The organism is Megasphaera sp. UBA4233, assembly GCF_002395615.1.
Classification (GTDB): domain Bacteria; phylum Bacillota; class Negativicutes; order Veillonellales; family Megasphaeraceae; genus Megasphaera; species Megasphaera hexanoica.
In genome coordinates, this window is sequence record NZ_DGXL01000014.1 from 99401 (window position 1) to 117385 (window position 17985).

At 49.4% G+C, this 17985-nt stretch carries 17 protein-coding genes; all 17 read left to right on the forward strand.

The genetic code is table 11. The features are described 5' to 3' along the window. Window positions 1–241 precede the first annotated feature (241 nt). The 17 genes from nadD (at window position 242) to B2U90_RS03655 (ending at window position 17944) form a co-directional block, all read left to right on the forward strand. Window positions 242–859 carry a nicotinate-nucleotide adenylyltransferase gene (gene nadD / locus B2U90_RS03575; RefSeq protein WP_292017117.1) on the forward strand — a complete coding sequence of 206 codons (618 nt, stop codon included), beginning with the start codon at window positions 242–244 and terminating at the stop codon, window positions 857–859. Then, window positions 841–1446 carry a bis(5'-nucleosyl)-tetraphosphatase (symmetrical) YqeK gene (yqeK, locus tag B2U90_RS03580; protein WP_059075830.1) on the forward strand — a complete coding sequence of 202 codons (606 nt, stop codon included), beginning with the start codon at window positions 841–843 and terminating at the stop codon, window positions 1444–1446. Before nadD ends, yqeK begins: the two co-directional genes overlap by 19 nt. Beyond that, window positions 1439–2392 carry an LCP family protein gene (locus tag B2U90_RS03585; protein ID WP_083501444.1) on the forward strand — a complete coding sequence of 318 codons (954 nt, stop codon included), beginning with the start codon at window positions 1439–1441 and terminating at the stop codon, window positions 2390–2392. The genes yqeK and B2U90_RS03585 overlap by 8 nt, the downstream gene beginning before the upstream one ends. A 40-nt stretch (window positions 2393–2432) precedes the next feature. Next, window positions 2433–2813 carry a ribosome silencing factor gene (gene rsfS, locus B2U90_RS03590; protein WP_059075831.1) on the forward strand — a complete coding sequence of 127 codons (381 nt, stop codon included), beginning with the start codon at window positions 2433–2435 and terminating at the stop codon, window positions 2811–2813. 1 nt (window position 2814) lies between these two features. Further along, window positions 2815–3681 carry a CvfB family protein gene (locus B2U90_RS03595; RefSeq protein WP_075582368.1) on the forward strand — a complete coding sequence of 289 codons (867 nt, stop codon included), beginning with the start codon at window positions 2815–2817 and terminating at the stop codon, window positions 3679–3681. A gap of 417 nt (window positions 3682–4098) precedes the next feature. Beyond that, the gene (locus B2U90_RS03600; RefSeq protein ID WP_059075833.1) at window positions 4099–4338 is read left to right on the forward strand and encodes a DUF3311 domain-containing protein; all 240 of its coding nucleotides are present in this window, start codon (window positions 4099–4101) and stop codon (window positions 4336–4338) included. A gap of 23 nt (window positions 4339–4361) precedes the next feature. After that, entirely contained in the window at window positions 4362–5825 is a 1464-nt protein-coding gene (locus tag B2U90_RS03605; RefSeq protein ID WP_113855865.1) for a sodium:solute symporter family protein, read from the forward strand. A 296-nt stretch (window positions 5826–6121) separates the two neighbouring features. Further along, window positions 6122–6997 (forward strand): glycine--tRNA ligase subunit alpha, encoded by an 876-nt coding sequence (gene glyQ / locus B2U90_RS03610; RefSeq protein WP_059075835.1) that lies wholly within the window; start codon window positions 6122–6124, stop codon window positions 6995–6997. After that, a complete protein-coding gene (glyS, locus tag B2U90_RS03615) occupies window positions 6998–9046 on the forward strand; it encodes a glycine--tRNA ligase subunit beta (protein WP_292017119.1) in 2049 nt (682 codons plus the stop codon). A 147-nt stretch (window positions 9047–9193) separates the two neighbouring features. Further along, entirely contained in the window at window positions 9194–9760 is a 567-nt protein-coding gene (locus tag B2U90_RS03620) for a hypothetical protein (RefSeq protein WP_059075837.1), read from the forward strand. A 131-nt stretch (window positions 9761–9891) separates the two neighbouring features. Beyond that, the gene (gene rplS / locus B2U90_RS03625) at window positions 9892–10233 is read left to right on the forward strand and encodes a 50S ribosomal protein L19 (protein ID WP_059075838.1); all 342 of its coding nucleotides are present in this window, start codon (window positions 9892–9894) and stop codon (window positions 10231–10233) included. Between the two features lie 150 nt (window positions 10234–10383). Continuing rightward, window positions 10384–11655: a manganese-dependent inorganic pyrophosphatase gene (locus B2U90_RS03630; RefSeq protein WP_059075839.1), complete on the forward strand. Its 1272-nt coding sequence runs from the start codon at window positions 10384–10386 to the stop codon at window positions 11653–11655. Window positions 11656–11741: 86 nt separating this feature from the next. Next, on the forward strand, window positions 11742–13943 hold the full coding sequence (gene pcrA / locus B2U90_RS03635; RefSeq protein ID WP_113855868.1) for a DNA helicase PcrA: 2202 nt from the start codon (window positions 11742–11744) through the stop codon (window positions 13941–13943). A gap of 27 nt (window positions 13944–13970) precedes the next feature. Then, entirely contained in the window at window positions 13971–15965 is a 1995-nt protein-coding gene (gene ligA / locus B2U90_RS03640; RefSeq protein WP_292017120.1) for an NAD-dependent DNA ligase LigA, read from the forward strand. 195 nt (window positions 15966–16160) lie between these two features. Then, window positions 16161–17021, forward strand: coding sequence for a MerR family transcriptional regulator (locus tag B2U90_RS03645; protein WP_075582363.1), 861 nt, complete (start codon window positions 16161–16163; stop codon window positions 17019–17021). A gap of 359 nt (window positions 17022–17380) precedes the next feature. Beyond that, entirely contained in the window at window positions 17381–17590 is a 210-nt protein-coding gene (locus B2U90_RS03650) for a helix-turn-helix domain-containing protein (protein ID WP_206085051.1), read from the forward strand. Between the two features lie 132 nt (window positions 17591–17722). Further along, the gene (locus B2U90_RS03655) at window positions 17723–17944 is read left to right on the forward strand and encodes a 4Fe-4S binding protein (protein WP_113855871.1); all 222 of its coding nucleotides are present in this window, start codon (window positions 17723–17725) and stop codon (window positions 17942–17944) included. Window positions 17945–17985: the final 41 nt, after the last annotated feature.

The following is a 17985-nucleotide window of genomic DNA, read 5'->3' on the forward strand; positions in this document are numbered from 1 at the left end:
CAGCACGCAGAAACTCCATGCCCGGGGACCGATGGGACTGGAAGCGCTGGTCAGCTATAAATATCTGATCCACGGTAAGGGACAGATCCGCCAATGATGCGATGCCTGCGCGGATACGTGCGGACGCTGCGTCAGTATGCGTCCTCGCCGAAGACGCAATATGAGTATAAACATTACGCCATTTTTTTGCTATTATATATAATAGTAGTGGCTATTATCTGGGGAGGTATGTATATCTATTATGGAAATCACTAGATTGGGTGTTATGGGCGGAACTTTCAATCCGATCCACCTGGGACACCTGATGATAGCCGAAGAAGCACGGGAAGCGTATTCGCTGGACCGCGTCCTCTTTATTCCTTCATACATTACCCCTCATAAAGAAGTACACGGCGCTACGGCACAACAGCGGCTGGAAATGACGCGCCTGGCGACGGCCGATAATCCTTATTTTACGGTCAGCGACATGGAAATACGCCGGGGAGGACCGTCGTATACGTTGGATACACTGCGTTTTTTAAAGAAATTGTACGGCCCCAGTCATGAATTGTATTTCATTTCCGGTACGGACACCATACAGGACCTTCCGAACTGGAATCATCCGGAAGATATATTACGTCTGTGCCATTTCATCGGCGCAACCCGTCCGGACGGTACAGAAGCCATTATGCCCGTCATCCGGCATTTCGGCAGTCTGGGACATCACATCCTGAAGCTGTCCGTACCGACCATGGAACTCTCTTCGACGGAACTGCGCCGGCGCATCCGGGAAGGCCGCAGCATCCGCTATATGATTCCCCGGGCCGTTGCAGACTATATCAGGAAGAATGGGATATATCAATGTACAGCACAACGTTAAAAGAAGAAATAAAAAGTGATTTAAAAAGCATATTATCTGCCCACCGGTATAAGCATGTCCTGGGCGTAGCCAAAGCAGCCCGTCAGCTGGCTTTGCGCAATGACTATGATCCCGATAAAGCTGAAACGGCTGGTCTTCTGCACGATGCGGCCAAGCAGCTGCCTCTGGAGGAAATGCAGGAACTGGCCCGGCAGTCTTTCGGCGACCGTCTCGATGATGCCATCATGACAAACGGCGGCCTGCTCCATGGGTATGCGGCCGTTACCGTTGCCCGTACGAAGTATCACCTGACAGACGAGGAATTTCTTGCAGCCCTGGCCCATCATACGACTGGGGCAGAAGTTATGGGGACACTGGAAAAGATTATCTTTGTTGCCGATTACATCGAAGAAAACCGTGATTTCGACGGCGTAGAACACCTTCGCGAATTGGCCGCTGCAGACCTGGACCAGGCGGTCCTTGCCGGATACGATTCGACCATTTCCCATCTGCTGGAACAGGACAAGCTTATTTTTGCCGGCACGGTCATCAACCGCAATGCCCAGATTCTGGCGATGCAGAAGAAGGGGAGACAGAAAAATGGGTGAAACGCAAAAGAAAGGGAAGACGCGGAACAAGCGTCGCCGGACCGTCAGCCCGGATGAACGGAAACGCCGGTTCTGGCACAGATTGGGAATGGCAATCCTCATCGGGCTGGCTATCATTGCCGGTGTACTGGCCTGGTTTCATTTCCGTCCGTCACCGGCAAACGAAGAATTTGCCCAACAGAGTCCGGATATACCTCTCTATGTGCTGGTTATCGGTGTCGATGAAGAAGCGGCGCCTAGGACGAATTTCGTCGGACTGGCAGCCGTCAATAAAGAAAAGAAGACCGTTGATTTCATCATGCTGCCCAATAACACCAAGATTGAAGGACGGAAGGGAAAAGGAGTACAGGCACTGCAGGATATTTACACCGAAGGCGGGATGAGCCTTACCCGGGCTGTCGTAGAAGATATCTTCCACATCCGCATTCCGTATTATATTTCTTTTACGCCTGAATCGTTTGCCCGGATGATCGATATCAATGACGGCCTGCCACTGTATGTAGAAAAACCGATGTACGGGGAAACCAGCGATGGGGCGGTTGATTTTAATCTCGGCCAGGGATACCAGCTGCTTACGGGGCGGGAATCTGCCGGCTATATGAGTTATAGTGACAAGGAAGGCCCGCTTTTCCAGGCACTGCGGCAGGAACGATTCCTCAAGGCATTTTATGAAGACCGGGAAACCCATTTTGGCATAACGAATGCGGTAAACGCATACCGCGTCTGGCACGACGTAGATTCCAACATATCGGCCAAAGACATGGCACGACTTGTCTGGACATTCCGCAATGTGCCCGTGTCGGACATTCACTTTTACATGCTGCCCGGCGAAATTGCCAAGAGTGGAGAAACGAAAACGGCTACATCGGATACGTTATGGAATTTTGATCCCGTAGAAGTACAAAAGATTATCGGGACGAGCAGCCATGCCATAGCCAATGAATAGTACGGCGTGGATGGGATAAAAAAGGAGAAGATAGAAAGAAATGCCATTAGTAATGAAAGAACAGACACACGACACAAAGGAAAAGACTTGTTATGAAATCGCAGCCCAGGCTGCATATGACAAAAAAGGCTGGGATATCATCATCCTCGATATGATGACGGCATCGATCATGGCCGATTATTTTGTCATCTGTAGCGCCCGCAATACCCGTCAGGCCCAGAGTATTGCCGACAACGTGGAAGAAGAACTGGAAAAGAACGGATACACGGTCCGTCATGTCGAAGGCTACCGTTCCGGCCGCTGGATCCTCATCGATGCCGGCGATGTGGTGACCCACGTTTTTGTCGATCAGGACCGCAGCTATTATGAACTGGAAAATCTCTGGTGCGATGCACCGCGGATTCCCTTTGAAGGAGAATAAGATGAATCAACTTTTGCAGGAAAACAGTATCGCTGCCCTGAAAGTGCTCCGTCTCGGCGAGATGGGCGCCTTCCTCGATGGCGGTACGGGCAATACGAATGATGATATCCTGCTGCACAAAAATCAGCAGACTCATCCTGTTGCTGTCGGGGATACGGTGACCGTATTCCTGTATCATGACCCGTCAGGCCGGCTGACTGCCAGCATGCGCCTGCCAAAAATCAAAATCGGTCAGATTGGCTATGCCCCTATCATCAACACGACCCGTTTCGGCGCCTTTGTCGATGTCGGGACAGAGCGGGGGATTTTCATGCCCTTTGCCGAAATGAAGGGACGGCCGAAAGAAGGGGAATATGTATGGGTCCGTCTCTATGAGGATAAATCCCATCGTCTGGCCGTTTCAATGGAAGTAGAAGACGAAATGCGCCGCGCTTCCCGGCCGGCGACCGATGCCAGGATTGGCGACTGGGTAGAAGGTGCCGTCTATAATATGAACGACCAGGGTGCCTATATCATGACCCGGGAACGGTGGATTGCGTTCCTGCACCGCAGCGAGTTCCATGGCCCTATCCTGATTGGCCAGATGATCAAAGGGCGCATTACCTACCTGCGGGAAGATGGCCGTATCAATATTTCTCTGCGACCGGTCAAGGAAAAGGCGATGGATGAAGACTGTGCCCAGATTGTAACATTTCTGCAGAGCCGTAAGGGGAAGATGCCCTACAGTGATTCGACGGCACCGGCTGTCATCAAGGCAAAATTTGGCCTGAGCAAATCGGCGTTCAAGCGTGCGCTGGGGCATCTCATGAAAGAAGGGAAAGTCCATCAGGAAGATGGCTGGACCTATCTCGATGAGCAACAGTCCTGAGTGCCATGTGATTTCTTTGCAAAAAATGCATATATGAGGCGATTTAACTTTTAAAGTGCTTTTCTGATGAGCAACAGAGTTTGTCCGATGGACAAACTCTGTTTTTTTATGTGGTATGTCCCGGGGAGCAGGAAAATCCTTGTGTATGGTTCATACATATTGTATACAAAATTCAATTCATACTAAAAATATAGATTAAATAGGCAATTTTATAAAAATATAATCATTTATTTTAAAAATTTAAATTGTTTTTCCAAAATACCCTTGAAAAAAAATTAATAAATGTTCTATACTTTAATCATTCAGCGAACTGAATTCTTCAGGAAATAAAAAATAAAATGAATATTTTAATTTTGCAAAAGAATATTCATGCGAACTATGTCCTGAAGGAATACCAACTGGAAAGGAGAGAGGTATATGCGAGTATTGATTACAGCCATACCATTCATCTGGTCCATCTTCTGTCTTCCCTTTGTCAATGTGGCTCATCCTTACGTGCTGGGGCTTCCCTTTGTCGCCTTCTGGGAACTGGCAGGAATCATCATTTCCGTAATCGCATTGCAGCTTTTGTGGAATGTGGACCACAAACCTGGCGGTATTGCCTCAAAGGATCATTTGTACATGGATCCGAACGTCAGTCGTGATGACATCAAATAAGTGCAAGAGGGGATGTGAACTGGATGGATAATTTCGGTGCATTAATCATTTTATTTGCTTTTATTATCGGTATCTCTATTCTCGGTGCTATTCCGGGCCTGAAGGATAGAAAAATGAGTGCTGAAAACTGGGCTGTCGGCGGCCGTAATTTCGGGCGCTGGCTGAATTGGTTCATTATGTGCGGGGAAGTATACACCGCCTTTGCTTTCTTAGGTGCCAGTGGCTGGGCATATGCCCGTGGGGGCCCTACCTTCTATATCCTGGCTTATGGCGGTCTGGCATATCTCGTCGGTTACCACGTATTGCCCCGTGTCTGTGCGCTCGGCCATCGTCATAAATTAGTTACCCAGGCAGACATGGTAGAATATCTCTACAGCAGCCGTCCCCTTGGGATTTTCATTTCCTGTGTCGGCGTCGCTTTCCTCCTGCCGTATCTGCAGCTGCAGCTTACTGCTCTGGGTCTTATCGTGGAAGTCGCTTCTCTCGGAGCCATCGGCCGCGTCCAGGCCATGCTCATCGCCTTCGTCATGGTTGCGGCATTCGTCTTCCTGAGCGGCCTGAAAGGTGTTGCTTCTACGGCAGTATTTAAGGACGTCAGCATGATCGCTGCTATGCTGATTTTTGGTATTTATCTTCCGTATCATTACTGCGGCGGTTTCTCTGAAATGTTTACAGCCGTAGAATCGATTAAACCCGATTTCCTGACTTTCCCTGGCGGCACGAAGAACCTCGATGTGACCTGGGGGATGTCTACCATCGCACTGACTGCCCTGGGTTTTTATATGTGGCCCCATTTTTCAACCAATACGTTCAGTGCCAAAGACCCGGACGTACCGCGTCATAATGCCATTTATCTGCCCTTTGCCCAGCTAGCACTGATTTTCCCAATGCTCGTCGGCTTTACGGCAGTCATCGTCTACGCCAGCAATCCGCTGCCGCGGACCGATATGGCATTCCTGTTCCTCGTAAAGGATACATTCCCGACATGGGTACTGGGAATCCTCGGCGGTGCCGGCGCTCTGGCCTGCATGATTCCCGCAGCGGATCTGCTCCTTTCTACGTCGCTGCTCATTTCCCGCAACATTTATGTACGCGGCTTCCGTCATAACGATGAACACGTTACACCGGAACACATGAAGAACGTAGCCCGGTATCTCATCCTCATCCTGACGGCTGTTGCTCTTTACCTTTCCATTTTCCATGCCAACCTGCTGGTCAATCTGCTGCTCACGGGCTATGCCGGCGTTACTCAGTTCTTCCCGATTATCGTACTCGGCCTGTTCTGGAAAAAAGCCAGCAAGCTCGGCGCCGTCTGTGGCCTTATTGTCGGAGAATTCCTGGTATTCTTCCTCATCCTGAGCAAAATGGATCCCGTTGCCCTCGGTTCGGTCCATATCAATGCCGGATTCTTTGCCCTGTGCATCAACACGCTTGTCTTCGTCATCGTCAGCATGATTACTTCGTCGGGCAAGACGAAGATGATTTAACGGTCTCTATCCTCATGATTGACAACTCCCACAAGATTTGCTATGATTAGTGGCATGAAAGCCGATGAAAGAAAGTAGTATGCAGTCCGCCACAGCGAGGCAGGGAAGGTGTGAGCCTGCCAGAAGGAGTGCAGAAGGCATTCTGAAGGCGGCAGCCGGAAGCCGTTACGGTGTGTATGGCTGCATAAAGTGAGCGGGTCAATCGACCAATCAGGGTGGAACCGCGGGTGTTAACTCGTCCCTGTAACATCAAGAGATGTTACAGGGACTTTTTTTGTACAGGAGGGAAAAGCAACATGAACTTTCAGGAAATGAGCTTCGCTTTGAAGAAATTTTGGTCCTCCCAAGGCTGCATCATCCAGGAACCGTATGATGTAGAAAAAGGGGCAGGTACAATGAATCCGGCGACGTTCCTGCGTACGCTGGGACCGGAACCGTGGCACGTCGCATACGTCGAACCGTCCCGCCGTCCGGCTGATGGCCGTTATGGCGATAATCCGAACCGGCTGTATCAGCATCATCAGTTCCAGGTCATCTGCAAACCGAGCCCGGACAATATCCAGGAACTGTATCTGCAGAGTCTGGAAGTACTGGGCATCAACCCGAGAGAACACGATATCCGCTTTGTCGAAGACAACTGGGAATCGCCGACACTGGGTGCCTGGGGTCTCGGCTGGGAAGTCTGGCTCGACGGCATGGAAGTCACACAGTTTACTTATTTCCAGCAGGTGGGCGGCATAGACGTTCATCCTGTATCATCGGAAATCACATATGGCATGGAACGACTGGCCATGTACATTCAGGGTGTAGACAACGTATACGACCTGGAATGGACGGACGGCGTGACTTATGGGGATATTTTCCATCAGAACGAATTCGAACAGTCGTCCTATGCCTTTGAAGTCAGCGATGCCAAGCTGCTGTTCCATCTCTTTGACCTCTATGAAGCCGAAGCCATGCGGACCATCGAAGCCGGCTTTGTCCTGCCTGCCTATGACTATGCGCTGAAATGCTCTCATACGTTCAACCTGCTCGATGCGCGGGGCGCTATCAGCGTCAGTGAACGGGCTGCTTTTATCGGCCGTGTCCGCAACTTGTCCCGGGCCTGCGCCAAAGCCTATCTCGAACAGCGTAAAAAACTGGGGTTCCCTATGTTGAAGGAGGAAAAATAAATGAGCAAAGATTTACTGCTTGAAATTGGTACGGAAGAAATCCCGGCTCATTATATGCCGAGTATCCTCAGTCAGATTAAGGATCTGGCCCATAAAAAACTGGATGAAGCTAACATATCCTATGAATCCATCCGCTCGCTGGGCACGCCGCGCCGTGTAGCTCTTCTGATCGCTGGTGTGGCAGAAAAGCAGTCCGATGTATCGGCCAAGAACAAAGGGCCGTCCGTCAAGATTGCCTATGACAGTGAAGGCAAACCGACGAAAGCTGCTATGGGGTTTGCCCGGGGCCAGAAGATAGCCGTAGAAGACCTGGTCGTAGAAGACGGGTATGTCTATGCCAACGTTACGACAATCGGCAAGGATACAGCCAGTCTGCTGCCGGATATCCTGAAAGATATCATCCTGTCCCTGAGTTTCCCCAAGAGCATGATCTGGGGTGACCAGACGGTTCATTTCGTACGGCCTCTGCGCTGGTTCGTAGCGCTCTTTGGCACGGATGTCGTTCCCTTTGAAATTGCCAAAGTAAAATCCGGGCGCATCAGCCGCGGCCACCGTTTCCTCGGTACGGGCGATTTTGAAATCCCGTCTATGAAAGACTATGAAGCCGTAACGAGAGAACATTTCCTCATCGTCGATCCGGAAGAACGCAAACAGATGATTCTCCAGGGCATGCAGAAACTGGCGGACGAAAAGGGCGGTACGATCATCATGGATGAAGACCTCCTGGAAGAAGTCGTATTCCTCGTCGAATATCCTACGGCCCTGTGCGGCGAATTCGATACGGAATTCCTCCAGCTCCCGGAAGCGGCCATCATTACGCCGATGAAAGACCATCAGCGGTATTTCCCCATGCGCGATAAAGACGGCAAGCTCATGAACCTGTTCCTCACCGTCCGCAATGGCGATGACTATCATCTGGAAACGGTCCAGCACGGCAATGAACGGGTACTGCGCGCCCGCCTGGATGATGCCAAGTTCTTCTTTGAAGAAGATAAGAAAAAGAAACTTATCGACCGCGTCGATGACCTGCAGCGCATCGTATTCCAGGACGGCCTGGGTACACTCAAAGATAAGGCACAGCGTCTGGAACAGATTACGACATTCCTCAATCACAAACTGGATCTGGGCCTCGATGATGGCGACCTTACCCGCCTGTCCGACTTGGCCAAGACTGACCTCCTGACCCAGATGGTAGCTGAATTTACGGAACTTCAGGGCGTCATGGGACGAGAATATGCCATGATTGACGGCGAAAAGCAGGAAATTGCCGATGCCATCAACGAACAGTATCTGCCGCGTTTTGCCGGCGACGAACTGCCTCAGACTACGATGGGTAAAGTCCTCGGCATTGCCGATAAATTCGATACCATTACCGGCTCGTTCAGTTTGGGCCTCATTCCGACAGGGTCGCAGGATCCCTTTGCCCTGCGCCGCCAGACTATCGGTATCCTGAATATCCTCATGGATGCCGGTTGGAACCTCAACTGTGACGAAGTCTTTGCTTTCATTCTCAATCTTCTTCACGTGGAAGAAGATAAGCAGGCCGAAGTCATGAGCCAGCTCAATGAATACTTCACCCTGCGTCTGAAAAATATCTTCCAGGATAAAGGGATGGATTATCATATCATCGACTGCGTACTGGCATCGGATACGCTCAATGCATCGGAAGCGGCCAGGAGAGCCGATGCGCTCATCCGGGCCGACCTCATGAGCCAGACCGAACTGCTCCAGGCTTATACCCGTGTAGGGAACATGGTCAAAGACGCTGACGATACTCAGGTTAATCCGGACCTCTTTGAAACAGAAGAAGAACGGGCCCTTTATGGAGCCGTCGTAGCCATGCAGGCCAATCTGCCGCAAAAATACGCCGTATACGACTATGCCGGCGCTGCCGAAGTCCTGGCGGAAGGCATCGGGGCCATCAATGCCTTCCTCGACAACGTCCTGGTCATGCATAAAGACGAAGCGGTCAAACAGAACCGTCTCAATCTCCTGACGCTGACCTTCAGCCTGATCCAGCCTATCGGCGATATCAAGAAATTGAGCTGATACAGCAGATGGGTGTGTCACAATCTTCTTACAGTCTGTAGTATTCGGCTGACGATATGACAAATTCATGATATAATAGAAGCAAAAATAGATGTGGATCCGCTCCACATCTATTTTTAAATGATGTATACGAAGGGAATGATATGGATGAAAGGAAAGAAAATCGCGCTGCTTCTGGCTGGTCTGGCTCTCGTTTCCTCCACAGCCCTGGCAGCTAATACACCGTATGGACTGCTGGACAGCTCCGATAAAGACAGCTATGCCAAAATCATGGTCTATCAGGCTAACGATATGAATTATTACCGCTACATCAACAGCAACTATCATTATGCGCTGGATATTCCGACAGAAGTCAATAAAGCCGACGAAAATGAAGGGGGAGATGGCTGCTATTTCCAGGACCTCAAAAATAAAGTCGTCGTCACGACCTATGCCGTTAAGAATCAGATGAATTTTTCCCTGGATGAATTGTACAACATGGATATCGGCATGAATGGATCTCCAAAACTGACGACAGACAATAAGACGGTCAATCACTATGCCATCGCCTGGACGAAAGACGGCAGGAATTTCTATAAAGAACTGTATCTCCTGAATGATACGAATACCTATGTCTGCTTTTCCGTCGTCTATCCGACTAAGCTGGAAAAGAAATACCAGAAGTATATTTTCCACATGAGCCAGAGCTTTATGCCAAGCGGAGCCGTTATCTAAAAAAAAGCTTGCAATACTGTTTCTCCTATGGTATAATATCGCTGTTAATTTAGGCAGTCCTCTGCCCGTAAGGCGATTGTCACAGCTGGGTGATGACGCGGGCACGAATGTCTTATAGGAGGAAAATAAACATGAACATCATCAGCGTACTTGAACAAGAACAGCTTCGTAAGGACATCCCCGATTTCCGCCCTGGCGATACCGTCAAGGTACACGTAAAGGTTGTCGAAGGCAACCGCGAACGTATCCAGGTATTTGAAGGCGTCGTTATCGGCCGTCAGAACGGCGGTGTTCGTGAAACATTCACGGTTCGTCGTGTTTCCTACGGTGTCGGCGTTGAACGTACTTTCCTGGTACATTCCCCGCGTCTGGCCAAAATCGAAGTTGTACGTCATGGTATCGTTCGTCGTGCAAAGCTGAACTATCTGCGCGGTCTTACAGGCAAAGCTGCCCGTATCCGCGAACGCCGCTAATTTGCAGGCAAGAACACTGGAAAAAAGACTGTCTGATGGCAGTCTTTTTTTTATCCATATTGGTGCCCTCCTATGGCAGGGGGCCGTGACGTATGGTATAATAAACAACAGGATTAATTAAATTACAAGTATTTAATGAGGTGATTTATTGTGGCAAAACCAATTTTTGTTACAGGGCATAAAAGCCCCGATACAGATTCTATCTGTTCCTCCCTTGCATTCGCGAAATTAAAACAGCTCCAGGGCATCGACGCCGTCGCTATCCGGGCTGGTGAAATGAATAAGGAAACGGCCTTTGCGCTAGATTATTTCCACGTCGAACCACAGCCGATCGTCAAAGATTTTTATATCAAAGTGGGCGATGCTGTCCATACAGAAGTTGAAGCACTGAAAATCAGCGCCAGCCTCAAAGACGCAGCCAAATGGTTTGCAGCTCATCCGTCTCCCATCGCTCCCGTTGCCGACAATGGCACATTCGTAGGTGTCATCGACCGGGCCGCCCTGGCAGAAGAATTCATCAAGACCGTTACCGGGGAAGAACTGAGCATGGTCAAAGACCTGGTACATGATCCGGACCGCTTCTTCCAGACGACGGATAAAGGTTGTGATATCCCGCAAGACGGCAAATATGTCGTCGTCGATGATGGCAAATACGTCGGCATGGTATGTGCCGAATGCGTAGCTGCTGCAGAAAAACAGCAGGTCATCCTCGTCGACCACAACGAAAAGAAACAGATCATCGACGGTTCTGAAGATGCCGACATCGTCGGTGTCGTAGACCACCACCGCATCGGCGGCACCCTTTCGACAGAAGGCCCGATTTTCATTCTCTTCCGTCCGGTAGGCTGCACGGCGACGATCGTAACCGGTCTGTACAAACAGGCAGGCATCGCTATTCCTAAGGATATAGCCGGCCTTCTCCTTTCGGCCGTAATCTCCGACACGGTCCTGTTCCGCAGCCCTACCTGCACGGAAGAAGATAAGAAGACCGCCGCTGAACTGGCTGCTATTGCCGGCGTCGATGTCGAAAAATATGGCATGGAAATGCTGAAAGCCGGCGCCAATGTATCGGATCTTACACCGGAAGAAATTGCTGCCAACGACATGAAAGAATTTTCTGACAGCGGCAAGACCTTTACGATTTCTCAGGTTCAGGTCATGGACACATCGGATCTTCTGCAGCAGAAAGACGTATTGCTCAATGCGCTGGAAAAAATGCGCGCTGCCCACAGTTACGATGCCGCATTCCTCATGATTACCAGCATCATCGACGAATCGACCAACCTGATCTTTGCCGGCAACATGGATGACGTAGTCACCAAGGCCTTTGCCAAAGACGTCGTCGATAAGGAAGTCTATCTCCCGGGCGTCATGAGCCGTAAGAAACAGATCGTTCCGCCCATCCTGACGGCTCTGAAATAAGTTTTGCTATACCTGTAATCCAACAAGGGACTGTCGTCGAGCGGCAGTCCCATTTTATACGTATGCCGTCTCATAAAGGAGTTTGAATGAATCCTATTTTTGCTACTCTTAACGAACGCCAGTTCGAAGCTGTCCAGCATACAGAAGGGCCGCTGCTCATCACGGCCGGTGCCGGCTCGGGTAAAACAAAGGTACTGACCTGCCGGATTGCCCATTTACTGGAGCTAGGCATTGCGCCATATCGCATCCTGGCCATCACCTTTACCAATAAAGCTGCCAGGGAAATGCGGGAACGTGTAGAAAATCTTGTCGGTGCCGAAGCAGAACGCATCTGGCTCAGTACGTTCCATTCCTTTTGTGCCAAACTGCTGCGTTTTGAAATCGACGGATTTCAAGGGTATACCCGGAATTTCACGATTTACGATGCGACGGACCAGCAGACACTCGTCAAGGACTGCCTGAAAGAACTGAATCTGGACGATAAGCAATTTCCCCCGCGATCCGTTCTGGGAACTATCTCCGGAGCCAAGAATGCGCTCATGGATTCCCAGGCGTTCGCTCGCCGGGCCGGTGATTTCTATGAACAAAAAGTAGCCGATGTCTACGACCTGTATGAAAAGAAACTGAAAGCCAATAATGCCCTCGACTTCGACGATTTGCTGCTCCTGGCCGTGCGCCTGCTGCAGGAAAACGAAGAGGTCCGGGAAAAATATCAGGACCGGTTCCAGTATATTCTCGTCGATGAATATCAGGATACGAACCATGCCCAGTACATGCTGACCCACATCCTGGCGGCCAAATGGAAGAACATCTGCGTCGTCGGCGATGCCGATCAGAGCATCTACGCCTGGCGTGGTGCCGATATCCGCAATATCATGGATTTCAACCGCGACTACCCTCAGGCTGCGTCCATCAAGCTGGAGCAGAATTACCGTTCTACCAAAACAATCCTCAAAGCAGCCAATGCCGTCATCGACAACAATATGGACCGGCCGCAGAAGAATCTGTGGACGGAAAATCCGGAAGGCCATAAAATCATACATTATCACGCTCAGACGGAACACGATGAAGCCGATTATGTAGCGGGTGTCATCTATAACCGTCATACCATTGAAAATGAGCCGTACGGTGATATGGCCATCCTGTTCCGCACCAATTCCCAGTCCCGTGTGCTGGAAGAAAAACTGATGCGCTATTCGATTCCCTATACCATGGTAGGCGGTACGAAATTCTATGACCGCAAGGAAATCAAGGATATTATCGCCTATCTGCGCCTTTTGTATAATCCGGAAGACAGCCTGAGCCTGATGCGCATCATCAATGTACCGAAGCGCAACCTCGGCGCTACTACGCTGGAACATCTGGCAGAATATGCCGAAAAGAAGGGCATTTCCTTATTTGAAGCCCTTTCGTCTACGGAAGAAATCCCCGTCACCAAACGGGCCAAGGCCTCACTGGAACAGTTTTCCATCATGATTTTCGATTTACTGGGCCACGTCGATGAATGGGATGTCCAGACCCTGATGGAAGAAGTCATCCGCCAGACCGGATATGGCGATATGCTCGATAAAGAAGCTGCCCATGATCCGCAGGGGGAAAGCCGGAAGGATAATGTCGGCGAATTTCTTTCCGTTGCCAAAGATTATGTCGATTCCAATCCGGAAGGGAGCCTGCAGGATTTCCTGGAAAATGTCGCTTTGGTCAGCGATGTCGATGAATTTGAAAGCAGCGATTCCAAGGTTACGCTCATGACGCTTCACGCCGCGAAAGGCCTGGAATTCCCTGTCGTATTTCTGGTCGGCATGGATGAAGGATTGTTCCCTCACAGCCGGACTCTCATGGACGAATCCCAAATAGAAGAAGAACGGCGCCTGGCCTATGTCGGCATTACCCGGGCGGAACGCCAGCTGTATGTGACCAATGCTTCGACGCGCACCATGTACGGCCGTATTTCCGCCTATCTTCCCAGCCGCTTCCTCGACGAAATCCCGGAATCGCTGGTTGAAGAGTACCACCGCCGCACGGCCATGCCCCAGAATCACGCCGGGGATGTGCCAGCACGGCAGCGCGTGTCTATCCTGACCAAGCCGGTCACGACGAGTCTGCCCAAAAAGCACGCTGTCGATCATACTTGGCAGAAGGGCGATACGGTGCGCCATAAAATATGGGGAACCGGCAAGGTTCTGGAAGTCATAGGCAGTGGTGAAAATCTGCAGTTGAAATTAGAATTTCCCACTAAGGGTGTGCGCCAGGTCATGGCAAAATTTGCACCCATAGAAAAAGTGTAGCCGCACAGGCTCACCGAGGAGGTCTGAATGGAAAAAGAAAAAGCGCGCCTGCTGGAATTGCGCAAGACGATCGATGAACTCAGCTATCAGTACTATACACTCGATAAGCCGACGATGACCGATTATGAATACGATATGCTGTACCGGGAACTGGAAACGATAGAAAAGAATCATCCGGACTGGGTGACGCCTGACTCGCCGACCCAGCGCGTCGGCTCGAAAATTTCCGGCGGCTTTGAAAAATATACCCACGACAGACCCATGCTCAGTATGGGAGATGTCTTCAACGACCAGGAACTGATGGAGTTTGATCAGCGTGTCCGCAGTGATCTGGGGGGAGAAGACCTGGAATATGTGGTCGAATTGAAAATCGACGGGCTGGCAGTCAATCTGATTTATGAAAATGGCCAGTTCATCCGTGGCGTTACCCGCGGAGACGGGCGGGTCGGTGAAGATGTCACCAATAATGTCCGTACTATCCGTACGATACCCCTTCATATCGACAGCACTTCCCCCCACATGGAAATCCGTGGCGAAGTCTATATGCCGATACAGGCCTTTGAACAGCTCAATGCCCAGCGCCGCGATGACGAGCTGGAACCTTTCGCCAATCCCCGCAATGCCGCGGCCGGATCGCTGCGGCAACTTGACCCGCAGATTACGGCCCAGCGCAAACTCGCCTTTTTCGCCTATGCCATAGGGGGAACGGTAGGCATTGACATTCCCAGCCAGGAAGCACTGCTGGAAGATCTGAAAGCATTTCACTTCCAGGTCAACAAGGAATACCGGAAGTTTAAGACGATGGCCGATGTCATTACTTTCATCCATAGCTGGGATGACCGGCGGGACAAGCTGCCATATGCGACAGACGGCATGGTCGTCAAAGTCAATTCCTTCGCCCAGCAGGCCCGTCTGGGGAACACGGTCAAGATTCCCCGCTGGGCCATCGCCTATAAATTCCCGCCGGAACAGGCCCGTACGAAGGTGCTGAATATTTCTGTCAGCCTGGGCCGGACGGGAGTCCTGACACCGGCTGCCGACCTCAAACCGGTCCGTCTCGCCGGGACCATAGTCAAACGGGCCACGTTGCACAACGAAGACTATATCCGCGAAAAGGATATCCGCATCGGCGATACGGTAATCATCCAGAAGGCAGGAGAAATCATCCCTGAGGTGGTCCGCGCTGTTACAGCTGACCGGAATGGCAGCGAACAGGTATTTTCCATGCCGGCCCGCTGCCCGAGTTGTGGCGGACCGGTCGTACGCCGCGAAGGGGAAGCGGCTACGCGCTGTATCAATCCCGACTGTCCGGCCGTCATCCTCGAACGGGTCGCCCATTTCGTTTCCCGCAATGCCATGAATATAGACGGCCTCGGTGATGCCATCGTCAGCCAGCTCCTGGATCATCATCTGATCCATACCGTAGCCGATATTTATGGCCTGAAAAAGGAAGATTTACTGGACCTCGACGGATTTGCCGATAAATCGGCAGATAATCTGCTGAAAGCTATCGAAACGAGCAAACACGTAGGCCTGGCACGGGTCTTGTTTGCCCTGGGAATCCGCTTTGTCGGTGCCAAAGCCGGTCGGATCCTGGCCGAATGTTTCGGATCCATCGATGCCATCATGGAAGCTAAGGCAGATGAGCTGACCGTCATCGACGAAATCGGACCGCGTATTGCCGAAAGTGTCGTTTCTTACTTTGCCGATGACAAAAACCGGGCCCTTATCGAAGAACTGCGCCAGTACGGTGTCGATATGACTTGCGAAAAACGGCAGCTCATCAATGCTTCCTTTGATGGAGAAGTAGTCGTCCTCACAGGAAAACTGGAATCCATGACCCGCCAGGAAGCGCAAAAAGCCGTGGAAGACCGCGGTGGCCGGTGTACTTCGTCAGTTACGAAAAAGACGACTCTCGTCATAGCCGGTGCCGATCCGGGAAGTAAGTATGTAAAAGCACAGCAGCTGGGCACACATATCATCTCAGAAGCGGAATTCCGTGAATGGCTGGAACGGGAATGATAACGCATTAGAAGAGTCATGACGCTGTCCGTGGCAGTGTCATAGTCAGGGGACTGCAGCAAAATGGGAAAACAAGGCCCGTTCTGTTACAGTCCTCTTTTTCTCTGTGACTTTAGTATGAAAAGTCTTGATTTATTTCATTAATAATGAAATAATATACATAACAAATATCCTATGTTGAAGGACTGATGCAACATGAAAAATAACAAGCTGACGATTGGACAAATGGCAAAAATGAATCATACGACAATCAGTACGCTTCGCTTGTATGATAAACTGGGCATTTTAAAGCCAATCTATGTCAATCCAAACAGCAATTACCGGTATTATGACATCCGTCAGTGCATCACTTTCCGTGCCATACAATTTCACAAAAATATCGGATTAAGCTTAAAAGAAGTTGAAAATATATCCAAAACAGATACATTTTCTTATGTCGAAGAATTATACTATCGCCGTCTTGATGAACTATCCAAACAAATCGAAGCCCTTAATGCCCAGCAGCGGGCTATCATCCGATCTCTCCATGCAATCCGCCATATCGTCGATCTGCCTCCCGTCGGGACAACCAGCCTGACGTACTTCGATACAGAATATGCGTATACCAAACCAGCAGAGCGCGATTACTTAAAAGAAGATTCCGGCAGCGTAGAACTGGGGATTTCTCATCTTTTGGAGGACATGGAAAAAAACAACTATTCTTATGAATATGCCTTCTTTATTGGCCTGACGGTCCGACGTGAAGATTTTCTTTCTAATAGTGCGAGAAGTGATATGTTATGCCTGTATGTTGACCGGTCATATGCGGACAAACGCCATATCCAGGAGCAGCCTCAGGGTCTCTACGCCTGCATATATTTTGACACGTTCAGCAGAATTGGTGAATACATGGATAAACTGTACCAGTTTTGCCAGGAAAAAAACTGTACGATTACAGGAGATGTCATTTGCCGTTGGATGGGAACGATGAATCTGCAGCGGTTCATTAATCATGAAGAATTTTTACGCCTGCAAGTGCCGGTCACCCTTCCTGAATCGCAGGACATAAACGTTTAACTATTTCTTAAAACCGGGTTTGAAATCATATGGTTTTAGATAATTTGTCTATATGCCAACGTAAAATAAGATGAAAACTATTATGCTAAATCAATATGATTTTAAAATAAAAAATATATCATCTATGAGTGGAAGTAGTCCTTATTTTTCTTCTAAAAATTAACATAATATAAAAAATAATTAAACAAATACATGATATATTCTTATTACACCATAAAAAACAATTTGTTTGACTCTCACCTCTATATATGAGTTATAATTATATATATAATTTTTAATCTTTTGTTCATCATAACATGTATCCATATAACATTTTTGAATCAGGCAGGGGAATAAACAGTCAGGGGAGAGAAATAATTATGGTGCAGTATACAGATCGATTGAAATATTTGCGAATCAGTAATAACCTTTCACAGAAAGATGTTGCCAATTTGTTGGGATGTTCTCAGGTCGCCTATGGCATGTATGAGCTGGGAAAACGCCGCATTTCTCTCGAGAAACTCATCATTCTTGCAAAATATTATAATACGACGCTGGATTACATTGCCGGTTTATCAGACAAAAAATAAGATGATTGTACGGCCACATTACCTTCTTGGGAATGTGGCATTTTTTCTTTTGTTGTTTTTGCAACAGAAAAAAACGGCTTTTCCGTCTATACTGATAACGTAATAAGAGACGCCAGAGGAGGCGGAAACGATATGGATAAAACAATTGATGATATCTGGTCTATTGTGCCGGATTATTTTAACAGAAAAGAATGTGAAGGCTGCGGCTGCTGTATCAGCATTTGCCCGGCCCATGCGATTACCATGATAGAGCGAATGGATGGCAGTGAACGGCCTGTCGTCGATATGAGCAAGTGCATCCGTTGCACCCGCTGCATGGATGCCTGTGAAATTTACAAGTGCTATCATGCCTGAACGGCGTACCGATCCGTTATTATCAGGATTGCTATTCAAAA

Coding starts and splice junctions, on each gene's coding strand:
- nadD (WP_292017117.1), top strand. CDS start 242: ATGGAAATCACTAGATTGGGTGTTATGGGCGGAACTTTCAATCCGATC.
- pcrA (WP_113855868.1), top strand. CDS start 11,742: ATGAATCCTATTTTTGCTACTCTTAACGAACGCCAGTTCGAAGCTGTC.
- B2U90_RS03620 (WP_059075837.1), top strand. CDS start 9,194: ATGAAAGGAAAGAAAATCGCGCTGCTTCTGGCTGGTCTGGCTCTCGTT.
- rsfS (WP_059075831.1), top strand. CDS start 2,433: ATGCCATTAGTAATGAAAGAACAGACACACGACACAAAGGAAAAGACT.
- B2U90_RS03600 (WP_059075833.1), top strand. CDS start 4,099: ATGCGAGTATTGATTACAGCCATACCATTCATCTGGTCCATCTTCTGT.
- B2U90_RS03645 (WP_075582363.1), top strand. CDS start 16,161: ATGAAAAATAACAAGCTGACGATTGGACAAATGGCAAAAATGAATCAT.
- ligA (WP_292017120.1), top strand. CDS start 13,971: ATGGAAAAAGAAAAAGCGCGCCTGCTGGAATTGCGCAAGACGATCGAT.
- rplS (WP_059075838.1), top strand. CDS start 9,892: ATGAACATCATCAGCGTACTTGAACAAGAACAGCTTCGTAAGGACATC.
- B2U90_RS03650 (WP_206085051.1), top strand. CDS start 17,381: ATGGTGCAGTATACAGATCGATTGAAATATTTGCGAATCAGTAATAAC.
- B2U90_RS03595 (WP_075582368.1), top strand. CDS start 2,815: ATGAATCAACTTTTGCAGGAAAACAGTATCGCTGCCCTGAAAGTGCTC.
- glyQ (WP_059075835.1), top strand. CDS start 6,122: ATGAACTTTCAGGAAATGAGCTTCGCTTTGAAGAAATTTTGGTCCTCC.
- B2U90_RS03605 (WP_113855865.1), top strand. CDS start 4,362: ATGGATAATTTCGGTGCATTAATCATTTTATTTGCTTTTATTATCGGT.
- glyS (WP_292017119.1), top strand. CDS start 6,998: ATGAGCAAAGATTTACTGCTTGAAATTGGTACGGAAGAAATCCCGGCT.
- B2U90_RS03655 (WP_113855871.1), top strand. CDS start 17,723: ATGGATAAAACAATTGATGATATCTGGTCTATTGTGCCGGATTATTTT.
- yqeK (WP_059075830.1), top strand. CDS start 841: ATGTACAGCACAACGTTAAAAGAAGAAATAAAAAGTGATTTAAAAAGC.
- B2U90_RS03585 (WP_083501444.1), top strand. CDS start 1,439: ATGGGTGAAACGCAAAAGAAAGGGAAGACGCGGAACAAGCGTCGCCGG.